We start from the raw sequence: 22,102 nt of genomic DNA, 5'->3' as shown, positions 1-22,102 counted from the left end.
ACAGGGGGTCAGATCAGGAACGACAACGGGAACGCCTGTCCGCCTCGTGTCCCCTAGGGAGGGAACACCCCGGCCCGCGACAAGCCCCCAAGGGGCGCGTTCCCCATATGGCATCCCCAGGGCGCCAATGCAAACCCGTGTGGCTTGCGGGGCAACCGGGTGAAGCCCTGGATGCCCTTGGAAGAGGGCTCTCAACGCCGCGACTGCGGCGCGGTCGTGACAGCCTTGTTCGCGCGCCTTATCGCGCCTTATAGTGACGCCCCATGTACGTCGTGGCCGTGGCCAATACCAAGGGCGGGTGCGGCAAGACCACCTTGGCCACCCATCTTGCCGCCAATTTCGCCGGGCGTGGCTTCGCCACCGCGCTGGGGGATCTTGATGTGCAGGGCAGTGCCCTGGCCTGGACGCGGCGCCGCCCCCCGGCCCATCCCGTCGTGCGCGGGATTGACCTGACGGGGACCGGGACGGTGCCCACCGGCCTCGACCGCCTGGTTGTCGATGTCCCCGCCGCCCTGGAGCGCGACGCGCTCAAGACGGTGGTTCGCCAGGCGGACGTGCTGGTTGTTCCCGCCCTGCCCGGCCCCTTCGACGAGGATGGCCTGGCCCGTTTCCTCGACCTGCTGGAAACCTTGAAGCCCGTTCGCAAGGGCCGGCGCGCGATCCTGATCGTGGCCAACCGGGTGCATCCGGCCTCGCGGGCGCTGGCACGGCTGGAATCCTTCCTCGCGCCCCTGCCCTACCCCCTGGTCGCGCGGCTGCGCGACTCCCGGCGCTACGAAACCCTGGCCGGATCGGGACTGAGTCTGTTCGATGCGCCGCCGGCGCGGGCGGCGGGCGTGCTTTCCGACTGGAAAAGCCTGCTTGATGCCCTGGAATGCCATGATCCCGGATAAGGGGCCCGGACAGGATAAGGACGCGGCGGCCTTGCCTGGGGGACTCCCTGGGCATCACCGGACTTATCCACAGGCGTGTTTTTTCGGGGAAATCGCGGACATTCAAAAGGCAAGCGCCGTTATTCGCCCCTTTTCCCGGTGTTATCCACACCCCGCCCCGAGCCGTTCCCGAGCTGTTATTCAATCTGCGACAGGTCCAGCTCGCCCATGTTGGCCATCAGCGCGAACGAGGCGATGATGACATCGGCCGAGGCCGCGTAGGCGTCGGCCTGGGCATTGAACAACGCGGTTTCACCCGAGAGCAGATCGATCAGCGAACGCTGGCCCAGCTGACGCTCGCGCCGCGCCAGGTCCAGGAACTCGCCGGCGATATTGGCCTGATTGGCCAGAATGCGCGCGTTGGCCCGGGAGGTTTCCAGGCGCTGCCAGGCATTGCGCACCCGCTCCTCGACCGTGATCCGGGTATCGGCCTCGGTATGCCCCGCCGACTGGGCTTCGGCCTCGGCGGCGCGCAGCGAGTTGAACGCGGTCAGCCCAAGATTAATCGTCCAGGTTGCCCGCACCTTGACCGAGGTTTCCATTTTCTCGCCCTTGAGCGAGTCCACGTTGTGTTTCAAGCTGTTGGCCGCGACCAGATCGACACGCGGGAACAAACGCTCGCCGCGCACGCTGCCGGTCATCGCCTGTTGCGCGGCGGCGGTCGCTTCTTGCACCTTCAAGACCGGGCTCTTGTCGAGGGCGATGGCCAGGGCATTGTCCAGGCTGTCGGGGAGCACGCCGTCCTTGGGGCCCTTCAGGGCCACCAGCGAGGCCGTGTCATCGGGCACGAATCCGAACACCGCCTTGAAACGGTTGCGGGCGATCTGCACCGAGCCCTCGGCCTGGACGCGCCGCGCCTCGGCGCCCGCCAGCTGGGTCTTGGCCTGCAACACGTCGGTGGACAGGCCCGAGCCGCGATCCACCCGGGCCTGCTCCAGGCCGGTCTGGCGGCGGATGTTTTCCTCGGACTGGCGGGCATAGTCCAAGATGCGCTCGGCGCGCATCAAGGTGACATAGGCCGAAACCGCGTCTTGCATCAAGGTCAGGCGGCTTGACTGGGCCTCGGCCCTGGCGCCTTCCAGAAGCAGGCGCTGGGCCTCGATCCGACCGTTCGAGCCGCCAAAATCCCAAAGAAGCTGGGTCAGGACCGCATCCATCTGCCAAGCCTGGTAGGTCGGATCCGACATGGAGGGGCGTTGGTTATGCTCAACCCCTCCCGTGCCCTCCAAGGTCAGGGTCGGAAACCAGCTGCCCAGGGTTTCGCGGGCCCGGTTGCGGGCCGCCTCGACGCGGGCATCCGCCGCCACGACCTTGTCGTAGGTTTTTTCCACCTGGGGCAGCAGTTCTTGAATAGACTGCGCCCACGCCGCCGGAGCGACCGCGCCCAGCGCCCCCGCCACCATCAGCACCGAGACTGTCCGCACCCCGATCACAGCGCACCCCCTTCATGATCAAGCGGATCAGCGTTCCACGACGGACCCCACCCAGCCGACCGCGCTTCTTTTTCACTCAGACCGACGGTATGACATCGATCCTCGCCCCCGTCGAGAGGTCCCGACCCCCTTCCCCAGGGGACGGCGGACGATTCACGGCTCTTGTGTTCCAACGAACAGAACCATCGGTTCCGTTTCCGGTGCGTTGACCACGACACGCCCCCCGGACAGGATTCGGACGAACCACCCGCGATGCCCGGCCTCCGCCACCAACACGGCGGGACGGGGCGCCTGGAACCCCAGGGGATGAGCGTGGCGGTCTCCACCCCGGGCCCAGAAGCGCAACTCGCCGGCCAGGGTCTGGTCATCCCATTGACGGACGACCCGCGCTTCCCAGCGCTCGGCCAGGGCCTGGCGCTGGTCGCTGGCCAGCCGGCGCAGCACCCCATGGCGCTCCAGGTCGGCGCGCAGCCCTTCCCAGGTCTCGGCCGCTTCCAGCGTGGCCAGGGCCAGGGCCCAGACGGCCGCCGCGTCGTCGTCGGACGCGCCCCCGCTCATGGTCACCACCCTTGAGCCGCGGGACCCACCCCGTGGTCCAGGACCTGGGCGGCGGACCCGCGCACGGCCACGAAGCGACACGCGAGCGGGGTGGCGCGCGGTCCCCACACCCGGCGCGGTTCGGCGGGCGCGCGGCCGACCACGTGAATCACCGGACGACCGGGCTGGCCGGGAACCAGGGCGTACACGCCTCGGATATAGGCGCGGGCCAGATCACGGTCGCTCACGCGCCCCCCGGTCAGGAAATGGAACCCATCGCAATACAGCACCCCGGTGCCGGCCTGAAGGCGCCGCGCCGCCCGGCGGGCCTCGCTCAGGCTTTCAAAGGCAAACGGGCGTTCTCCCCGGCCCAGCAAGGGCGGCTGGGTGGCTTCGTATTCCTCCAGCAGCGCCGGGCCCGCCGGTTCGGCCTCGCCGCCGTCGCGACGCGCCATCATGCGGGCCGTGAGCAAAGGCAGAACGACCAGGCCCAGGGCCACCAGGATCACGGAAGCGTGCGCCGCTTCGCCCAGGGCACTCATCCCGGCCATGAACCCGGCGGACAGCACGGTCCCCGTCAAAAGCAGGATGGTCGGCATGGGGATTTTTCTCCGGTTGGCTGGCGGGGCGCCCCGTTGCGCCCGCCTGCCTTCCGGAATACCCGCCCGTGGTTAATAATCCACGAAAGGTTCGGCCTCTAACCCCATCATTGCGAACGACTTGCCCGCTCAAGGGCACCCAGCCACAAACGCACCCGCGCCCCATTGTCTCCCAGGTCCCAAGCCCCCTCGCGCGAGCGGCTGAGGAGAAAAACGCTGGCCCCGGAAGCCTGCGTCTCCCCGGAGGCTTCCCCGGCGATGGCCGGTTCCACGGGCACGACCTGCACCCGGATCACCTCGGGAAAACCCAGGATGGGCGTGCGCTGAACCAGGTCCAGGCGCCCGGCCGCCTGATCCTCGTCCAGCACCGTGACCAGGGGCTGGGCGGTGAAGGTGGACCGGGCCAGCGTGAACAACGCCGCCGGAGTCAGCGCGAACACGGGGCTTTCCACGTCGGGTTCGCCGTCGGCGCAGGCCTCGGGCGGACAGGCCAGGGCCTGGGGGGTGCCCGCCACGGCCTCGGGCGCGTCCAGCACATCCAAGGGCAAGGGGGACGGATCGGGAAACAGGTCGGCCGTGGGCAGGGGGCGGCCGGTCGAGGCAGCCCAGCCAAACGCGCCCAGCCCCACGAGAGCCAGACCCAGCACGACGACAAGAACGCGGTTCATGAATCGCTCTCTCCCGGGAAGGAAACGCCCCTTGCCCTACAACAGGCCGGCGGCCCGGGCCTGTTCCTTCAAGGGGTCGCGGAAATTGGGATGCGCGAGCCCGATCAGGGCCCGGGCCCGCTCGGAAACGGTCAGGCCCTTGAGGCTCACGCACCCGAATTCGGTCACGATGTAATGGCTTTCCATGCGCGGGTCGGTGACCGGACCCGACAGCGTGGGCACGATGCGAGACAAGGTGCCGTCCTTGGCCGTGGAGTGCAAGGCAATGAACGACTTGCCCCCCTTCGAGGCGTAGGCGCCACGAATGAAATCAAGCTGCCCCCCCGGACCCGAGAATTCAACACCCCCCAGGCTTTCGCTGTTGATCTGGCCAGTCAGATCAACCTCAATGGCCGAGTTTACGCTAATCATCGTATCGTTTTTACGAATCACCGATGGATTATTCACCCAGATCACCGGATAGCCCACGATACTGGGATTATCATCCATGAATTCGTACATGGCCTTGTCACCCAAAGCCAGGGTGTAGACATGCTTGTAGGGCAAGATATTCTTGCGCCGGCCATTCAACACGCCCTTGCGAATCAACTCGACCATGGGCGGACTGAACAGCTCGGAATGCAGCCCCATGTCGTTGTGGTTGGACAAAAACGACATCACCGCGTTGGGCACGCCGCCGATGCCCATCTGCAAGGTGGCCCCGTCGGGGATCTGATCGGCGATCAGACGGCCGATCACGATGTCTTCCTCGGTGCCTTCCTTTTGCAGGACTTCCATCAAAGGCGCCTCGTGCTCGACGACGGCGTCCACGTCACTGACGTGCAGCAGGTTTTCGCCAAACACCCGGGGCATGTTGGGATTGACCTCGACAATCACGCGCCGGGCCCGGCGCACCACCGTGGCCCCGTAGTCCGCGTTGGTGCCCAGGCTGAAAAAGCCCGCCTTGTCCATGGGTGAAACCGTCAGCAAGAACACATCGGGTGAAATGTGCTCGGTGAGCAGCCGGGGCGCGTGGTGAAACGTGCACGGCACGTAATGCACCCACTGCTTGCCTTCCGCATAGCCCTTGCGGGCCAGGGCCCGGTCATGGGCACTCATGAACAGCGGACACGGACGAACCACGTCCATCAGATCGGGAACCAGCAGGGTTTCCACCGCCGCCGCGCTCGCGTGCATGTAATACACGCGGATATCGGCCAGCGATCCCGAGCGCGCCCGGTCGGCCAGGGCCTTCATCAGGGCCGGGGGCTGCGACACTCCCATGGAAAGGATGACATTGGTCCCGCTTCTCAACGGCGCCACCGCGTCCGCCGGCTGCACCAGTTTGCGGGCATACTCATCGTCGTATTGGGTCACGGGGCAGTCCTCCAGGCCAGCGGTCGGGGGTCCAGGGTCCTGCCACGGTACTGATATCCGCACGCGAAGGAAACCGTGACTTTGCGGTGCAAGAAAGGCGTCACGGTTCCCGCGCGGGACCTACCACGAGCGCACGGCGCCTACGTCAACATGGACGAATCCGCTTTTGGGGTAATATCCAACCCCTCCCTTCTGAAGGGACAAGGCGGCGCTGCGCAGCTGCGGCAAGCTGCGGTCCTGCAAGGCGATATCGACCGCCATGCCTTCCATGTGCAAACTGTTGCGCGCGACGCCCGAACTCTTCTGGCGCAAAAGAGAATTCGTCTCGGGGGAGCGGTAGCCGCAAATGATCTGGAAGGGCTTGCCGGTCTCCAGGCGCCCGCCCAGGGCGTACAGCAGATCCAGAAGCGAGCTGTCGATGCGGTGCACCTGACCGGTGCGGTGGTCGCGCAAAACGTGGTCGAACTCGCGCATAACCTCGGGGATGTATCGGCCTTCTGCCCAATAGATGCGGCGGATACGTTCGCCAGTATGTATGTTCTCAAAAGAAAGGGCCCTTTCGAAGGACCCTGATTTGCTGGCGAAAGCCATGGGAGAATACATGGTTGCGGTTGCAGCCCCGAACAGGGCCACGAAACCGCGCCTTGTCATGGCGGACGGACCATTTCCCCTCGTTGACACGTCCCGTGCCTCCTTTTTCTGCTCAGAGCGTTTCGGTGTTTTTGAAAATTTGCCCCCCCCTTCTACACAAGGCTCCCCGCCTTGGGCAACCCTAAAAAGCACTCTTCCCGGGCAAATCATCGCCCCTTATTCATCCTTCGGTACAAGGGGCGGAGCCTGCAAAACGGCTGCGCAGGCCTCCGGCAGGACAGGAGCCGGCGGCGGCGGGGGGCGGGAGGGCACCCGTCTGGCCCGGGTGACATCGGCCACCCAGTGGTCCAGGCTCGGATCACAGCCCGATCCCGGAGGAATGGGCGGCCCCGGCCGGCACGACGGGGAATCGGCCGGGCACGCGAGGCGCACATGCACATGGCTGTCGTGGCCCCACCAGGGGCGCACCCGCGCGAGCCAGGCGGCTCCCCCTCCGGGTTCGCTCGCCGCCTCCTGGCACAGCGCCCGTTTCAAGACCGGGTTCAAGAACAAGCGCTCGACCCGGGGATCCTGGGCCAGATGGCGAATCAGCCGGCGCACCGAGACCGTGAACACCAGGGGATCGACCCCGCGCCCGTCGGCGCGCACGGCCGAACGGGCCCGGGGCTGGGCCAGCCAGGCGTCCGACCACGGCGGAGGGCGATCGGTCCCCAGCCACAAGTCGGCATCAAGCCCGTTCATATGGCTGCGATGCCCGGCGGGCATGGGCCCGCCCCGGGGTTGCGCCGCGTCCCCCAGCAACAAGGGCCCCTCGCCGGTCTGGTGGCGCCACCGGGCCAGATCGGCCAGAAACGCCGCCAGTACCGGATGCCCCCAGGCCCGGTTGCGGGCCGGACGCAAGACCACCAGCTCGGGGCCGGCCGCCGTGCCCGGTCCGGCCAGGGGGACGGCCCCGGCCACGCACCCGGCGGCGGCCGAGCCGATGACCTGGGCCGGCCCGGGGCTGGGGGTTCTCGCGCGGGCCCACGCCGACGGCGGGGCAACGTCGGCCGCTCCGGCGTCGGCGCTCCCAAGAAGGCATGCCATCGCCATGCCCCCCACCCAGGCGCGCGCAAGGGGGCGAAAGAAAATCGCCATCCTTCCCCCTACAGACCGACGGCGGCCCGATAGATTGCCAGAAGTTCTTCTTCCTCGGCCAGGTCGTGTTTATTCTTTTTGCGCATGGAAATCAGCTTGCGCAAAACCTTGACATCGAAACCGCTCGATTTCGCCTCGGCGTATACTTCCTTGATATCGTTCGCGATGTTGGCCTTTTCTTCCTCAAGGCGCTCGATCCGCGCCACGAAGGCGCGCAGCTGATCGACGGCAACGCCATCAATATCCACGGGGGCGCTGGCGGGGCCCTCATCTTCTAGCACGTCCATGCCCGGTCTCCTTGATGGTCCCGTATTGTTCCGGTGGAAAGGCGGGACAGTAGCCCCGGCCGCCGATCGCGGCAAGCATCCCGGCTGCCCGAAAACGCCTCCGTCGGCCAACCGGACCTCAGAACAAGGCCACCACGGCGTACACCACCACGCCGGCCACGACCGCGAGGCCAGCGTCGCGACGCCAGGCCAGCATGGCCACGGTCGCCGCCAGCGCCGTCAGCAGCGGGGCCGCCGCCTCGCCTTCCAGGGCCCTGGCCCCCAGCGGGGTCCAGGTCAGGGCCGCGAGGGCGGCGATCAGGCTGGGCCCCAGCGCCGCGAAAGGCCCCTCGGGCCCCATCCACGCCGACAGGTGCCGGGCATGACGCCCCAGCAAAAAGGGCAAGACCCGGGTCAGGTAGGTGGCCAGACCAATCACCACGATGGCCAGGATCAGGCTCATGGCCGGGTCCTCCCCTCGCCCGCCCCCTGGGGCGACGCCCGCCGTTTCCGGAAAAAGCGGCGCTGGGCCCAGGCCACCACCACCCCGGCCAGCCCGCCCGCCAGCAAGGCCAGCCCCGAGCGCCCGACGACCGCGAAGGGCACGCTGGCCGCCGCCGCCGCCAGCATCGGCGCCACGGTGGCGCGGGTGACATTCAGCCAAGCCAGGGCCAGGAACAGGGCCGGCAAGGCGAACCCCGTGGCGGCGGCCGCCGCCGGCGCCTCGCGGGCCAGGGCATCGCCCACGAACACCCCCAGCGCGGTTCCCGCCACCCAGGCGCCATAGGCCCCCGCCCCCAGGCCGAGAAGCCACCGCGCCGGCAGCGTTCCCCCGCCGGAGCGGGCCAGGGTCGAGGCGAAAACCTCGTCGGTCAGGGAAAAGGCATACAAAAAGCGCACCGCGGCGGCGGCCGGCAACCGGGCCATCACCAGCGGCCCATACAGCAGATGGCGCAGGTTCAAGGCAATGCACAAGGCCGCCACCGCCGGAAGGGCCGTGCCCGAGCCCAGGGCGGTCAGCATCAGGAACTGGCTGGCTCCCGAATAAACCACCGCCGACGTGGCGATGACCTCGGGCGCCCCCAGCCCCGCCGCCTGCCCGGCCGCCCCGAAGGCGATGGCCACGGGGGCGTATCCGATCATGATCGGCGCCGCCGCGCGCAGGCCCGCCCCGAACGAGGCCCCCGGCCCGGGCTCGCCCCGCGCCGGGGAAAGGGGGGGGTGTTCGCCTGCATCTGCCATGGCAGACCTCCCGATTCAATCAAGAAAAGACGAGTCGCGAGCCGGAATCCGAGCCTTTTTCCTTCAAAAAACCGGGTCCGGACGATAATCGGACACGGAACGACCGTATTTTCACGCCTTTTTCGAGTTGCATGGCGGGTTTCCGCCTTTTCCCCCCTCCGACTCCCGGATGCCACCTTGGACCGCGCCCCCCGGCACGGAGAACCTCAGGGCTCCAGGGTCAGGCGATGAAGCACCCAATCGGGTTGCGCCACGAACCCCTGCTTTTCGTAGAAACGACGCGCCTCGTTCCAGCCCAGCACGTTGACGTCCAGGCGACCGCACCCCCGTTCGCGACCCAGCGCGATGGCCCGGGCGACCAGGGCGCGCCCCAAACCGGTGCCGCGCCATTCCGGACGCATGTAAAGATCATGGATCATCAGGCCCGGACGCGCGAGCCAACTGGAATAGGTGGGAATCAGCATCAGGAAACCGACCACCTGCCCGGCCTCCTCGGCCACCAGGCAGGTGAACAGCGCCCCGGGGCCGAAGCCATCGCGTTCGAAGGCCTCGACCGTGCAACGCAACGCGCCCGCCGGCGCCTGCTCGAACGCGGCCAGCTCGCGCAGCATCCCCACCACCGCCCCCATGTCGTCGGGCGTGGCCAACCGTACCTGTCTTGTCTGCGCATCCGACATGTTTGCCGTCATAACCGAAAACGCCTCCGTCCCATCCGGGGGGATCGGGGCCAGACCCCTTGCCTGGCCCTTTTCCCTTACTTCAAGAAATCAGCCAGCCCCAGGGCCAGGCGGGCATAAGCCGGGTTGTAGGTCAGGCGCACCGCCAGGGGTGTCTGCGCTTTTTCCTGCTCGCGGGTGGGCTCGCCCAGGCGCACGGACGTGGTCGCGGGCGTCACCCCCTGGCACAAGGCGGAAGCCGCCCGCTGAGGAGGCGCCGCGCAGCCACAATAGCGGGCCTCGTCCCCGGGATGGGCGTAGGCCAGGCAGGTCCGGTAGCTCCCGTCGCGTCCGTAATGAGGATTGCCTGGCGCCACGGGAAGAGCCAGGTGGCCCAGTTCGGTCACGCAGGCTCCCGAGCCACCCCCAAACGGACACGACGCCTTCAGACCCGCCGCGCGGGGCGTGCATCCCTCGACCAGGGGAGCGGCCCCTTGCACGCAGGCCACCCGGGTCGTATCCGCCGCCAGGGGCGCGATCTCGTCGGCACGGGCGGCCAGGGTGGCGGGGGCCGCCATCAGCAGCAGCCGGCTGTCGGGACTGGTCGCCCATTTTTCGAAAAAGGTCAGGGCCGCCTTGGTGTCGATCACGGAATCCTCGGCCGCCACGGCCATGAACACCGGCATCGGCAAGGGGCGGGGCGCGGCGACCGTCTCCCCCATCAGGGTCATGAGTTGACGCAGCGAGACCAGCGGAAAGGATTCGTAGCGGGCGAAATCCAGATCCTCGTCGATCCGCAGCCAGTCCCGTTCCGGCCCGAAGCCCGCCGCAAGCGCCAGCCCGCCCGCGAACATGTCAAACCCAAAGGGGATCTTGTGGATCGGAAACCGGTTGTCCGCGCCCAGCGCCGGGGCCAGCAAAACCAGCGAGGCCACGGCCGGGGTGGTCGGCTTCGCGTTGAGAACCAGATCCACGGCCAGGGTCGCGCCCAGCGAATAGCCCACCACGTGCACGCGATCAACCCGGTCCGCGAAACTCTCGACCCCATAGCGCACCGCCGCCCGCCAGGCGTTTTCATCGACGCGCAGGAGATCGCCCGGAACCGTGCCGTGCCCCGGCAGCAGGATGGAACGCACCAGCAAGCAGCGCTCGGGCAAGGTGGCCAGGGTCGTCCCCAGGTCCCGCATGGTGAACGGGCTGTCACTCAGGCCATGGATCAGCAGCACCCCCGCCCGGGCCACGCCGCCACAGCTTTCATCAAGCGGCCATTCACGGGGCGCCACCAGATTAACGTGCGAAGCGCGCGTCACGGGATCGGGATCAATCCCCGCCCGCGCGGTTTCCAGCGCCACCCGGGTATCGGCCACGGTGCGCTCGAACGGCTTGGCCGCCCCGGTTTCATCGAGCCAGGGCGTCAGGGGCATGGCCGTGGGCACATGACGCACCGGCGACCATCGCAAGGCCTCCGGCCCCTTCAAGGTGGAGGCCGGGTGCCAGATCGAGAGCACCACCGCGCCCGCCACCAGCAGCGCAACCACGCTTAACCCAATCACCGCGGCCCAATGAAACAAACGGCCGCTGCTCCGTCGCCTGGTCCGGCGTCTCATGCTTTTTCCCCCTGCCCGCCCCCTGGTCTTGCCCCCTGGGGTCGGATGACTGAATTCACGGCCCCGCGGTGCGTCGGGTCATCGGAAACGGTTCCCCCGTGAGGCGCCCTGGCACCAGAACGAACAAACCTGTCGCCGGACCTCATGGCCCGCACGAGGGCTTTCTCACCGGAACTGCTTCTGGCGTGTGGCCTGCCAAAAGGAAGGGAACCCGACCCGACGCGTCGGCGGATTAGCCCCCCGCCTCCAGCCCATGCGCGAGCAACACGGCCTGGGTGCGGTTATCCGCCTCCAGGGTCTTGAGGATGCTGGTCACGTGGGTTTTGACGGTGGACAGGTTCAGCCCCAGGCGCGAGGCGATTTCCATGTTGGAAAGCCCCTGCCCCATCAGGTCCAGGACTTCGCGCTGGCGCCGGGTCAAGGCGCCCAGGCGGGGATCCTCGCCCTCCAGACTGTCGGGGGGCAGGAACTCCGCGCCCGACAGACGCCACGTTCCCGCCTCGCCCGGGGCCTGTCCCTCGACGCCGCCCACCTGAACGGGGGCGTAGGTTCCGCCATGGGCCACCAGCTTGAACAAGGTCCCGATCAGGGCGTCATCGGTCGACTTGGGGATGAACGCGCGCACGCCCTGGCGCAGCACGGCGCGCATGTCGCTCACGGTTTCGATCATCGAAAACACGGCGACGGGGGCGGGCATGGCCACGGTGACAATGCGCCGGACCTGGGCCAGCCCCTGAAAGCCCGGCATGTGCAGATCCATCACCACCATGTCGAGCGCCGGCCCTTCCCCGGCCAAACGCTCTTCCAGAGCCTCGTAGCCACGGACTTCCTCGAAGGTGGTTCCCGGTTCGACATCGGCCAGGATCAGCTTCAAGGCGCTGCGGATGATGGCATGATCGTCGGCTAGAAGAACACGCATGGCGTCCCCATTCGTTCTGGAAGGGACGAACGGCGTCCCCGGAGTCTTCCTTGATCAGAAAGTAAGGGAAAGTGGCCGCGCGTGCAGCAGTTTTTGTAAGGGATCTCGCGAGACCGGCGGATCCCCCCTTCCGGTTCGCCAAGCCGATCCATCCCCGATCCCGGGCTTTTTCCGATGGAACACCAAAAAAATTACCGCGTTTTTTGTCTGTTTCCTTCCACGGGCTGGGCATGGGGTCCCGGGCAGGGGGGAAGCCCTCCTCCGAGGGGGGACGGGATACCTTGTCAACGACGCTCCCTACTCCCCGACCGAAGCGGGCGCCTTCACGGCACCCGCGATCAGCTGGGTGCGCAACGCTTCCACCTTGGCCCAGTTGGCCTCGCCGATCAGGTCATGGTTGTACCCATCCAGGGCCAGCCGCATGCCCTCTTCCTTCAACCCCAGCGAGACCACGCCCTCGCGCCAGGTTCCCGCGATCAGGCTCCCCACCGCCCGCTGCACGGCGGTATCCACCCGCTTGACGACACTGGTCAGCATGGTGCCCGGGTGAAGGAAATTCTGGTTGGCGTCCACGCCGATGGCGAAAACCCCATGATCGGCCGCCGCCTGGTACACCCCGAGCCCCGAGCGCCCGGCGGCGGCGAAAAGAATGTCGGCGCCTTGTTCAATCAGGCGCTCGGCCGCCAGCAGCCCCTTGAAGGGATCGTGGTAGGCCTCGCCGGTCGTGCCGATGTAGGTTTCCCGCACGGTGAGGGTTGGATCGGCATGGAAGGCGCCGCCCCGGTAGCCGGCCCGGAAGCGCTCGATGACCGGGGTGGACAAGGCCCCGACGAACCCTATGGTCCGCGTGCTGGAAATCTCGGCCGCCAGATACCCCGCCAGAAAGGCGCCTTCGTTCTCGCGAAAAACCAGGGACTGAAACCTGGGCTGCTCCACCACGGCGTCGATCACGCTAAAGCGCGTTGACGGACTAAGGCGCGAGGCTTCCTTGGCCGCCACGTGCAGGCCCCACCCCACGGTGACGACCAGATCGGCCTCGGTCGCCGCCTGCACGATCATCGAGGCTTCCTCGCCCGGGCCGACCGGCTCGAACTCGCGCACCACCACGTCGGCCCCCGCGCACGCGGCCTCCAGGCCCGCGAAGGCCAGCTGATTAAAGCCCTTGTCGAACTTCCCCGCCTCGGAACGCCCGTACACCACGGCGATCCGGGGCCGCACCACGTTTTGGGAACGCCCGCGCGGTTCGACCCCGTCGGCCCGGGCCCCCCGGAACCAGAGCCCGGCCGGAAGACTGCCCAGCAGGGCAAGAAACGTGCGGCGATCCCACTCCATCACGGTACCTCGCGGATCAGCCAGGGCTGGGCCTTGGCCAACTCGAAGAAGGCGTCGGGTTCCAGCGGCTTGGCGAAATGATACCCCTGCCCGTAATCGCAGCCCTCCGAGCGCAGGAAAGCCAGATGGTCGGCGGTTTCGATGCCCTCGGCCACCACGTCCAGCCCGAAGTCATGGCCCACGCCAATGATCGCCCGACACAGCCGGGCGTTTTCGGGCTTGGTGGTGATCTCCCGCACGAACGACTGATCAATTTTCAAAATGCTGACCGGAAGCCGCTTCAGGTAGCTGAGGGCCGAGTAGCCGGTGCCAAAGTCGTCGATCGACAGGGCAATGCCCATGTCGCGCAGGCCCTCCAGCTGCTGGCGCGCGCGGTCCTCGTCGTGGACGAACACCCCTTCGGTGATCTCGACTTCCAGCACCTCGGGCGGCAGATCGGTTTCAACCAGGGCCGCCGCCACCATCGAGGCAACATCCTGGCTGAACACCTGCACCGGGGACATGTTGATCGACACCCGCAAATCGGTGAGCCCGGCCGCGCGCCACACCTGCATCTGGCGGCAGCATTCGCGTAGCACCCACTCGCCAAGCGGAATGATCAGGCCCGAGCTTTCGGCCACCGGGATGAAGCGGTCGGGGCTGATGCGCCCGTGCCGGGGATGGTCCCAGCGCACCAGGGCCTCCATGCCGACCAGCCGGCCGCTGCGCAGGGCGACCTTGGGCTGGTAGAGCAGGTGCAGGTCGCCGCATTCGATCCCGGCGCGCAGGTCCTGGCGAACCCGGGCCGATGCCTCCATGTCCTCGGCCATGGAGAGCTCAAAACGCTGGATCGGGTTGCCGGTGTCATCCTTGGCCCGTTGGGCGGCCAGCTCGGCGCAGCGCTCCAGCGACACCAGATCCGGGGCATCGGCCGGCCAGCACGCGAAGCCGATGCACGGGTGGAGATCAACCGACACATGTCCAACCACCACCGGCAGGCTCAACGCGTCGCGGATGTCCTCGCACACCCGCCATGCCGCTTCGGTGTCCAGATCGTCCACCGTCATCAGCGCGAAATCGTCGGCCCCCAGGCGCGCGGCGATGTCCTCGCCCCGGATCACCTGACGCAGACGGCTCGCCACCTCGGCCAGCAGGCTGTCCCCGGTGTGGTATCCGAAGGTCTGATTCACGTCCTTGAAACGACGCAGGTTGACCCGGTACAAAAACGCCCGACGCCCGGAATCGGCCAGCAGACGCGCGGCGGCCGCGTGAAAACCATGGCGGTTGAACAGATGAGTCAGGGGATCGTTGCTGGCCAGATAGTCGATGCGGGCCATGGCGTCGCGGAAAACCGACAGCGACCGCGCCATGCCCGCGATCTCGTCGTCCCCCATCATGGGAATGGGCGTGTTCAGCTGGCCCCCGGCAATGCGGCGCATGCTGGCCGACAGGCGGTTCAAGCGCCCCACGATGCCACGCCCCACGTACAGCCACGCCACCAGCACGGCGATCAGCAGGCCAGCCGTGCCGGCCAGGGTGATCAGCATCTTGGAAACGCGCAGCTGCCGTTCGGCGTTCAGACGATCGGCATCAACCCCAACCTTGATCCCGGCCAGCATCCCCTGGACCCGCGCGTTGAACTGGTCGGCCAGGGTGCGCACCTGATCAAACTGGGTGGTGGCCACGGTTGCGGCCTTCAGGGCCAGGGCCCGCTGGCGCCCCAGGGCGGCCGGACCATCGACCAGAGCGCCCAGGCGGGTGCAGTACCCGGCGGCGGCCTCGCGCCTGGGTCCGGCGGGCAGGTCGGGGACGGCCGCGCGCATGCGCTCCAGCACTTCATGGGCGCGTTGGTTGAGGGCGGTCACCCGGTTCAGGTCCGGGCTGACCAGCGACTCGCCCAGCATCGAGGTGGCCTCGTTGGCCATGACCAGGAAACGGATCTCGGCCGGCGCCAGCCCCGCCTCCTCGTTGAGCATGAGGCGGTATTCCTGTTGCAAGATGCCCAGTTGCACCGACTCCGCGGCAACCAGGCGCTGGGCTTCCTGGTTGGCCTGCAAGGCCGACAAGATCACCTGCAAGATGGCGCTGATCCGCCCCGACAGCTCGCTGAAGCCGCCAAACCAGTTATCGGCGTCGGGCAGCGACGCCACCACCCGCACCGCGTCGTGCAAGCGTCCCTCGGCCAGGGCAACCTCGCGCCACCGGTCGGCCAGGGTGTTGGCATCGCGCACCAGCAAGGCGTTGGGCAGGGCCGTCAGCAACCCATTGCTGTCCTCGGCCAGGCGCGCGATCGCCAGGATCCCGGGCAGGCGTTTTTGCGTGATCACCGCCAGGGTCGTGGTGGCCTGGCCGTAGGAATGAAACGCAATCCCGGCCACCACCCCGGACAGAAGCGTGATGGTCAGAAAGGCTGTCCACAACCGCGCCCCAATACCGAACCGAAACCGGGGCTCCTCGTCTTCCATCGAAGAAAGGGGATCCCGAACGCCGGACGCGCCTGCTTTCGCTGTCATCTGCATTTCCCGACACATCGTATGCAGAAAAAACCACTCGCACGAAGGCTGCCCTTCATGCCGTCCCGATTGCCGCCGGTCTCCGGCGAGGAGGCCTTGCGTTTAGCGCCCTTATACCCGGTGGCCTCCATGGCGGGGCATGGAAAGCAGGGTATCGCGCCCGCGTCAATCCTGCCACCCCGTATGTGGGGACGGATGAAGGCACCTTCGGCCCCCCCGAGCCACCCGAAACGGTCGTTTTTTCCAAACCGGCCGGCGGGGCGCGGGTTGTGGTTGCGTTGCAAGGGAAACCCGCTAGTCTAGGAAGGCTGGGTGGTTCCTCTTGTCAAAGGAGCCCCCAGGCAGGCGGTCAAGGAGTCGCCACAGATGCCCGACACACCCAGTAGCGGCTATACCCCGCGCCCGACGAACCAGGGCAGCGCGGATGGATCCCTGGCCTTGATTACCATGTACGAGATCAGCAAGATCCTGGGCTCGACCTTGAATCTTGAACGATCTTTGCGAGATGTTCTTAATATATTATCGTCCTATCTTCAAATGCGCCGGGGCGTCGTCACCTTGCGCGAGGATAACGGGGCGCTGGAGGTCGTGGCGGTCACCGGCATGTCCATGCGCAGCGCCCGCGAGGGCGAGGCGCCGTTTCCGCTGGAGGCCATGAACGAGGTCATCGGCACGGCCATGCCGCTGATCGTCTACGACATGGCGGGCGATGACCGTTTCGCCCCCTACGCCGCCCAGGCCTACACGGTTGAAGACGATATCCAGTCCCTCATCGCCGTGCCGCTGAAGACCACCGGGCGCCCGTTCGGCACCTTGTCCATCGAACGCCACCGCGATGGCAGCAGCCGCTTCCAGTTCGAACACGACGTGCGCTTCCTGACCATGGTCGGCAACCTGATCGGCCAGACCGTCGCCCTGGAACGCAAGGTGGCAGCCGACCGCGAGCGCCTGTTCCTGGAAAAGGCCCGCCTGGAAAAGGCCCTGCCCCGCCCCGATCCGCCCTTGAAGGGCGCGGTCCTGGAAAACGTGGTGGGCGGTTCCGAGGCCATGCTACGGGTTTCGGCCCAGGTGCGTCAGGTGGCGCCGTCGCGGGCCACCGTCTTGCTGCGGGGCGAAAGCGGCACCGGCAAGGAGCTGATCGCGCGCGCCATCCATTACCTGAGCCCCCGGGCCGACAAGCCCTTCATCAAGGTCAACTGCGCGGCCCTGACCGAAACCTTGCTGGAATCCGAATTGTTCGGCCACGAAAAGGGGGCGTACACGGGCGCGACCAGCGAGCGCAAGGGCCGCTTCGAGATGGCCCACGGCGGCACCTTGTTCCTTGATGAAATCGGCGAGATTTCCCCCTACTTCCAGGCCAAGCTGCTGCGGGTGCTTCAGGAAGGCGAGTTCGAGCGGGTGGGGGGCAATCGCACCTTGTCCGTCGACGTCCGCCTGGTCACCGCCACCAACAAGGACCTGGAAGACGCGGTGATCAAAGGCGATTTCCGCGCCGACCTGTATTATCGAATCAACGTCGTGCCGATTTTCCTGCCCGCCCTGCGCGAGCGGCGCGAGGACGTTCCCCTGCTGGCCCGCTTCTTTCTCGACAAGTTCAACGAGGAAAACGGCCGGACCCTGCGCTTCGCCGAAAACGCCCTGCTGGTCATGGGACAGTGCAGTTTCCCGGGCAACGTGCGCGAACTGGAAAACTGCGTCTACCGCGCCGCGACCTTGGCCCAACAAGACGTGATCCAGGATTTTGGCCTGTCGTGTCGTCACGACCAGTGCCTTTCGGCGACCTTGTGGCGCCGTCAGGGCTCGGGCGCCAGCAAGGCGATCGGAGGCCTGGCCAGCGCCCCGGTCACCGAGGTCGAACCTCCGCCCCAGGAGCCGACATTGACCTGGGAGCCCCCGCCCGCGCCGACGCCGATGCCGCGCCAGGCCGCGCCCGACACCATCGACGACGGGCCAGGCGAGGCCAGCGACAGCGAGGAGCGCGCCCGCCTGATCGCGGCCATGGAAAAGGCCGGCTGGGTCCAGGCCAAGGCCGCCCGTCTGTTGGGCATGACGCCGCGTCAGATCGGCTATGCCCTCAAGAAGCACGATATTCCGCTCAAGCGACTGTAGGACCGCAGCCCTGCCCTCCCGGCCCCAGGCTTGTCGGGCCGGGAGGCAAAAGCGGATCACAAGCGGGGGGAGCCGTCCCTATTTGCAGTCGTGGACGGCCATGACCCGACCGTTGCGCACCTCGTGCAACTGATAGACCTTGCGCGCGCTGACGGCCACGAAGCGGTAATTCGCGTTCTTGAAGGTCATGTCCTGTTCTTGGGTATCACGCACCAGCAACTGCGGCTGCTGGTCTTTCATCACCAAGGTTGCCGTTTGGGCCAGGTTGCCGTTTTCATCCGCGCGCAAGGCCAGATGAAACGTCAGGCCATCCTTGCACACCATTTGAAAGAGCTTCGGCGTGCCCTGGGCCTGTCCCGGTCCGGCCGAGCCCGCCAGGCCAACCGCGATCCCCGCCGCCACCAGCGCCGCTTGCCATACCCGCATCGGTCCTTCTCCTTGATCATTCGCGTGTTGAAGGCGGGGCCCCGGAACCGGTCCTTGAAAGGGGCGCAGGCCCCCGCCACCCTCTTCACAAGGGGGCTCAGGCCCCCGCCACCATCATCTCGCCAACCAGCACCGTGGGCGCGTCCACGCCGTGGCGCAGTTCCAGGTCGCTGGCCGGGGTCAGGGCGGCGAACATCCGTTGCAAGGTGCCGGCGATGGTCACTTCGTTGACCGGGGTGGTCAGCACCCCGTTTTCGATGCGCAAGCCGGCCGCGCCCCGGCTGTAATCCCCGGTCAGGCCATTGACGCCCTGCCCGAACAGGTCGGTCACGTACAGGCCGTCGTCAATGCCGGCGATCAGCTCGGCGGGGGAAAGGGGCCCCGGAGTCAGCCAGACATTGCTGGCGCCCGGGCTGGGGGGTGCTCCGGTGCCACGGCTGGCGTGGCCGGTGCTTTTCAGGCCCAGGACCCGCGCGGTGCGCAGATCGAGAAGCCAGGTGGTCAAGGTCCCGTCGTCAACCAGGGACCGGCGGCGGGTGGGCAGTCCCTCGGCGTCCACGGGGCGCGAGCGCAGGCCGCGCGGGCGGTGCGGATCCTCGATCACCGAAACCCCGGCTGGCAGGATCCGCTGCCCCAGGCTGTCCTTCAGGAACGAGGTCCCGCGCGCGATGGACCCGCCGTTGATGGCGCCCAGCAGGTGCCCCACCAGCCCGCGCGCCACGCGGGGATCGAACACCACCGGGCGGGTCTTGGTGGGAAGGCGCGTGGCCCCCAGGCGACGCACGGCCCGGGTGCCGGCCTCGCGCCCGACTTCCGCCGGGTCGCGCAGATCGGCGAGATAGACCGCCGAGGCCGAGGCATGGTCGATTTCCATGCCTTCCGTGCCCTGCCCGGCCACCACGGCGACCCCCAGCCCCACGTGGCTGGAATGGTAGGCATGGGAAAAGCCGTTGGAGCCCACCAGCGCCACCGTCGAACGCCCCCACGACGCTTCGGCGCCTTCGGAATTGGTCACGCCGGGCACGGCCAGGGCTTCGCCTTCCAGGGTTTCGACCAGCCGGGTCAGGGTTTCCACCGAGACCTCGCCGGGATCGCAGCCGTCGATGTCCGGACGTTCCAGGGCCAGGTCGGCCGGATCGGCCAGGCCCACGTGCGGATCCTCGGGCACGACCCGGGCCATGTCCAAGGCGCGTTCCACCAGGGTCGCCAGGGTGGCGGGGCTGGTATCGGCGCTCGCGACCAGGGCCTGGCGGTGGCCGATCAGAACCCGCAGGCCGATTTCGCCGCCCTCGGCGCGCTCCAGTTTTTCCTGGCGGCCCAGGCGGACGGTGGCCGACACCGACGAGCCCCCCACGTACAAGGCGTCGGCGGCCGTCGCCCCACCGGCCATGGCCCGGCGCACCAGATCGTCGAGAAGGGTCAACGCCTGCGCGGCGTCGCGGTCAAGATCGGTCATCGGCCCTGGGCTCCTTGCGGAAAAAACATGAAACAACCGGCTCCCACGCGAAAGGCATCGCGCCGGGTTCCTTCTAACCACTACCCCAGCCGCCCCGCCGCGACAACGCCTTCACCACCGGCCATTTTACAAAAACGACGTGGATAAATCATAAAAGTGAAAACCACAAAGGATATGCGGGCCTTTAGGATAACGGCCGTCGTGGGAAAGGGCGCAAGCAAGACGTCCATTTATGGATATCGTTGCGACATCAAGATAAGGAGCTGGAATCGTGTCGTTGCGCGCCCGATTGCTGGGGGTTATTTCCGCAAGCGTCGTGCTTGGATTTGCCCTCCTCATCACCCTGGCCATTCTCCCCCAAATGAACGAGGCAGAACGCCTGGCCCTTCGCAACCTGGAGCAGGAGGCTCACGCGCAGACCCTGGTCGCGGGCCAGAGCATCAACCGGGCACTGAGCGCCGCGCGGACCATGGCGGGGGCCATGAGCGGATGGCTGCGCGAGGGCCTGACCGATCGCGCGCGCATGGCCACCATGGTCCGGGAAACCGTGGGCATGGACACTTCCTTTTTTGGCGGCGGCACCGGCTGGGACGAAAACGGACTCGATGGCCGCGACGCCGATTTCAAGAACCAAGCCTATTCCGACGCTTCCGGTCGCTTCGTGCCTTATTTTTTCAAGAAGGACCAGCACACCCTTGGGTTCGAGCCCCTGGCCCTGGACGACTCGGCCGCGACCGATTCCTGGTACGGCCAGCCCCGGCGCGAACGCCGCCCCGTCATCACGCCTCCCTACCTGTACCCGGTCAACGGCACCGACGTGATGATGACCACGGCATCGGCCCCGGTGTTTGGTCCCGATGGAACCGCGCGCGGGGTGGCGACCCTGGACGTTGCCTTGTCCACCATCCAGCAGGACCTGGCGGCCGTGCACCCCTTTGGCAGCGGCTGGGCGGCGGTGCTGTCGGCGGATGGCCAATGGGTCGCCCACCCCGACAGCACCGTGCTGGGCAAACCGGCCGATCGCGACACCGTGGAGCCGATCTTGCGCGCGAGTGCCGCCGGCCAGCCCTACAAGGACACGATCCCCGATCCCGCCACCGGCGCCCCCCTGATCCGGGTTTCCGTCCCCATCGCCTTTCCCGGCACCGCCGACGCCTGGACCTTGCTGCTCAGCGTGCCCCGTTCCGCCGTGATGGCCGAGGCCATTCATACCCGCGACACCATGATCCTGACCGGTCTCGGGGTCCTGGTGGTCTGTGTCGCTCTTCTTGCCTGGCTCGCGACCGGCATCGTGCGCCCGATCACCGAAATGACCGTGGTCATGAACCGCCTGGCCGAGGGCGATGTGAGCGTGAGCGTAACCCACGACCGCAACGACGAAATCGGCCAGATGGCCCGTGCCGTGCACACCTTCCGCGAAAACGCCATCGCTCGTGGGCGGCTGGAAGAAGACTCCAACCGGGCCCGCGAAGCCGCCGAGGAAGCCCGCCGCCAGGGGCTGGCCACCGTCGCCAGTCAGTTTGAAAATCAGGTGGATACCCTGGTCAAGGCCTTGCGCCAGGCCGTGGGCCGGATGACCGCCATGGCCGGCACCGTGGCCACCCGCGCGACCGATACCGCCCAGGCGTCCGACCGGGTACTCTCCACGACCGAGGGTGTGGCCCAAACCGTGGGCACGGTGGCGGCGGCGGTCAATGAACTGGCGGCCTCGATCAATGAAATCAGCCGGCAGATGGCCGATGCCAACGCGGCCGCGCGCGAAGGCGGCCAGCGGGCCCATGGGGCGGTCGAACGGGTCTCGGGAATGGTGGCCGCCGCCGGCCAGATCGGCGAGGTGGTGACCCTGATCACCACCATTGCCAGCCAGACCAACCTGCTGGCGCTCAACGCCACGATCGAGGCGGCGCGGGCCGGCGACGCGGGCAAGGGGTTCGCGGTGGTCGCCCACGAGGTCAAGAACCTGGCGACCCAAACCGCCCAGGCCACCGAACGCATCGCCCGCCAGGTCAGCGCGATCCAGGACAGCACCGCCCAGGCCGCCCAGGATATCGAAGGCGTTGCCGAACAGATCACCGCGCTCGCCCGGATCAATGAATCGGTCACCCAGGCGGTTGAACAACAAAACGCCGCCACGGCCGAAATCAACCGCGCCTTGTCCCAGGTATCGCATGGCGCCGCCGATCTGGCCGGCGTGGTGCGCACCGTCGCCACCCAGGTCACCGAAAACGGCTCGGCGGTGTGTTCCCTGGGCGACGACCTGCTGGCCCTGGGCGGCAGCGCCGACGCCCTGGACGAAAAGGTGGAGGGTTTCGTGCGCGGCCTGCGCGCCGCCTGATACCAAAGG

Annotated in this window: 20 protein-coding genes; 3 read left to right on the top strand and 17 right to left on the bottom strand. The window is 67.4% G+C overall.

Annotated elements, in window-relative coordinates; all coding sequences use genetic code 11:
- The first annotated feature begins 263 nt into the window (after positions 1–263).
- Positions 264–893 carry a ParA family protein gene (locus ROR02_RS00500; protein ID WP_147162041.1) on the top strand — a complete coding sequence of 210 codons (630 nt, stop codon included), beginning with the start codon at positions 264–266 and terminating at the stop codon, positions 891–893.
- Between the two features lie 176 nt (positions 894–1,069).
- Here ROR02_RS00500 and ROR02_RS00495 read toward each other — a convergent pair whose 3' ends face one another.
- The 15 genes from ROR02_RS00495 to ROR02_RS00425 all read right to left on the bottom strand — a co-directional run bounded on the left by ROR02_RS00495 (position 1,070) and on the right by ROR02_RS00425 (position 15,767).
- Positions 1,070–2,365 carry a TolC family protein gene (locus ROR02_RS00495; RefSeq protein ID WP_147162040.1) on the bottom strand — a complete coding sequence of 432 codons (1,296 nt, stop codon included), beginning with the start codon at positions 2,363–2,365 and terminating at the stop codon, positions 1,070–1,072.
- 153 nt (positions 2,366–2,518) lie between these two features.
- On the bottom strand, positions 2,519–2,923 hold the full coding sequence (locus ROR02_RS00490) for a hypothetical protein (RefSeq protein ID WP_147162039.1): 405 nt from the start codon (positions 2,921–2,923) through the stop codon (positions 2,519–2,521).
- 2 nt (positions 2,924–2,925) lie between these two features.
- On the bottom strand, positions 2,926–3,501 hold the full coding sequence (locus ROR02_RS16525) for a hypothetical protein (RefSeq protein WP_170244896.1): 576 nt from the start codon (positions 3,499–3,501) through the stop codon (positions 2,926–2,928).
- A gap of 107 nt (positions 3,502–3,608) precedes the next feature.
- The gene (locus tag ROR02_RS00480) at positions 3,609–4,169 is read right to left on the bottom strand and encodes a DUF1499 domain-containing protein (protein ID WP_147162038.1); all 561 of its coding nucleotides are present in this window, start codon (positions 4,167–4,169) and stop codon (positions 3,609–3,611) included.
- Positions 4,170–4,205: 36 nt separating this feature from the next.
- The gene (locus ROR02_RS00475) at positions 4,206–5,525 is read right to left on the bottom strand and encodes an acetyl-CoA hydrolase/transferase family protein (RefSeq protein WP_147162037.1); all 1,320 of its coding nucleotides are present in this window, start codon (positions 5,523–5,525) and stop codon (positions 4,206–4,208) included.
- A gap of 120 nt (positions 5,526–5,645) precedes the next feature.
- Positions 5,646–6,116, bottom strand: coding sequence for a DUF882 domain-containing protein (locus ROR02_RS00470; RefSeq protein ID WP_246135329.1), 471 nt, complete (start codon positions 6,114–6,116; stop codon positions 5,646–5,648).
- A gap of 216 nt (positions 6,117–6,332) precedes the next feature.
- Complete coding sequence (locus ROR02_RS00465) at positions 6,333–7,253, bottom strand: penicillin-insensitive murein endopeptidase (protein ID WP_147162035.1); 921 nt, start codon at positions 7,251–7,253, stop codon at positions 6,333–6,335.
- A gap of 8 nt (positions 7,254–7,261) precedes the next feature.
- Positions 7,262–7,540, bottom strand: coding sequence for a DUF2312 domain-containing protein (locus tag ROR02_RS00460; protein WP_147162034.1), 279 nt, complete (start codon positions 7,538–7,540; stop codon positions 7,262–7,264).
- Between the two features lie 118 nt (positions 7,541–7,658).
- The gene (locus tag ROR02_RS00455) at positions 7,659–7,982 is read right to left on the bottom strand and encodes an AzlD domain-containing protein (protein ID WP_147162033.1); all 324 of its coding nucleotides are present in this window, start codon (positions 7,980–7,982) and stop codon (positions 7,659–7,661) included.
- On the bottom strand, positions 7,979–8,761 hold the full coding sequence (locus ROR02_RS00450; RefSeq protein ID WP_147162032.1) for an AzlC family ABC transporter permease: 783 nt from the start codon (positions 8,759–8,761) through the stop codon (positions 7,979–7,981). The genes ROR02_RS00455 and ROR02_RS00450 overlap by 4 nt, the downstream gene beginning before the upstream one ends.
- Positions 8,762–8,967: 206 nt before the next feature.
- Positions 8,968–9,438: a GNAT family N-acetyltransferase gene (locus ROR02_RS00445; RefSeq protein WP_170244895.1), complete on the bottom strand. Its 471-nt coding sequence runs from the start codon at positions 9,436–9,438 to the stop codon at positions 8,968–8,970.
- Between the two features lie 77 nt (positions 9,439–9,515).
- Positions 9,516–11,024 (bottom strand): alpha/beta hydrolase, encoded by a 1,509-nt coding sequence (locus ROR02_RS00440; RefSeq protein WP_246135326.1) that lies wholly within the window; start codon positions 11,022–11,024, stop codon positions 9,516–9,518.
- Positions 11,025–11,256: 232 nt separating this feature from the next.
- Positions 11,257–11,943 carry a response regulator transcription factor gene (locus ROR02_RS00435; protein WP_147162030.1) on the bottom strand — a complete coding sequence of 229 codons (687 nt, stop codon included), beginning with the start codon at positions 11,941–11,943 and terminating at the stop codon, positions 11,257–11,259.
- Between the two features lie 297 nt (positions 11,944–12,240).
- Positions 12,241–13,275: a BMP family lipoprotein gene (locus ROR02_RS00430; RefSeq protein WP_147162029.1), complete on the bottom strand. Its 1,035-nt coding sequence runs from the start codon at positions 13,273–13,275 to the stop codon at positions 12,241–12,243.
- Complete coding sequence (locus ROR02_RS00425) at positions 13,275–15,767, bottom strand: putative bifunctional diguanylate cyclase/phosphodiesterase (RefSeq protein ID WP_147162028.1); 2,493 nt, start codon at positions 15,765–15,767, stop codon at positions 13,275–13,277. The genes ROR02_RS00430 and ROR02_RS00425 overlap by 1 nt, the downstream gene beginning before the upstream one ends.
- A gap of 366 nt (positions 15,768–16,133) precedes the next feature.
- Here ROR02_RS00425 and nifA point away from each other — a divergent pair, with 366 nt between their 5' ends.
- Positions 16,134–17,876, top strand: coding sequence for a nif-specific transcriptional activator NifA (gene nifA / locus ROR02_RS00420; protein WP_147162027.1), 1,743 nt, complete (start codon positions 16,134–16,136; stop codon positions 17,874–17,876).
- A 78-nt stretch (positions 17,877–17,954) separates the two neighbouring features.
- Here the strand turns inward: nifA and ROR02_RS00415 are convergent, their stop codons facing one another.
- The gene (locus ROR02_RS00415) at positions 17,955–18,302 is read right to left on the bottom strand and encodes a hypothetical protein (protein ID WP_147162026.1); all 348 of its coding nucleotides are present in this window, start codon (positions 18,300–18,302) and stop codon (positions 17,955–17,957) included.
- A gap of 97 nt (positions 18,303–18,399) precedes the next feature.
- Positions 18,400–19,758 (bottom strand): TldD/PmbA family protein, encoded by a 1,359-nt coding sequence (locus tag ROR02_RS00410; protein ID WP_147162025.1) that lies wholly within the window; start codon positions 19,756–19,758, stop codon positions 18,400–18,402.
- Positions 19,759–20,029: 271 nt separating this feature from the next.
- Here ROR02_RS00410 and ROR02_RS00405 point away from each other — a divergent pair, with 271 nt between their 5' ends.
- Positions 20,030–22,093, top strand: coding sequence for a methyl-accepting chemotaxis protein (locus ROR02_RS00405; RefSeq protein ID WP_147162024.1), 2,064 nt, complete (start codon positions 20,030–20,032; stop codon positions 22,091–22,093).
- Positions 22,094–22,102: the final 9 nt, after the last annotated feature.

The organism is Pararhodospirillum oryzae, from assembly GCF_007992075.1.
GTDB lineage: Bacteria > Pseudomonadota > Alphaproteobacteria > Rhodospirillales > Rhodospirillaceae > Pararhodospirillum > Pararhodospirillum oryzae.
Note: the sequence above shows the minus strand (reverse complement) of the source record. Positions and strands in the feature narration are given on the sequence as shown.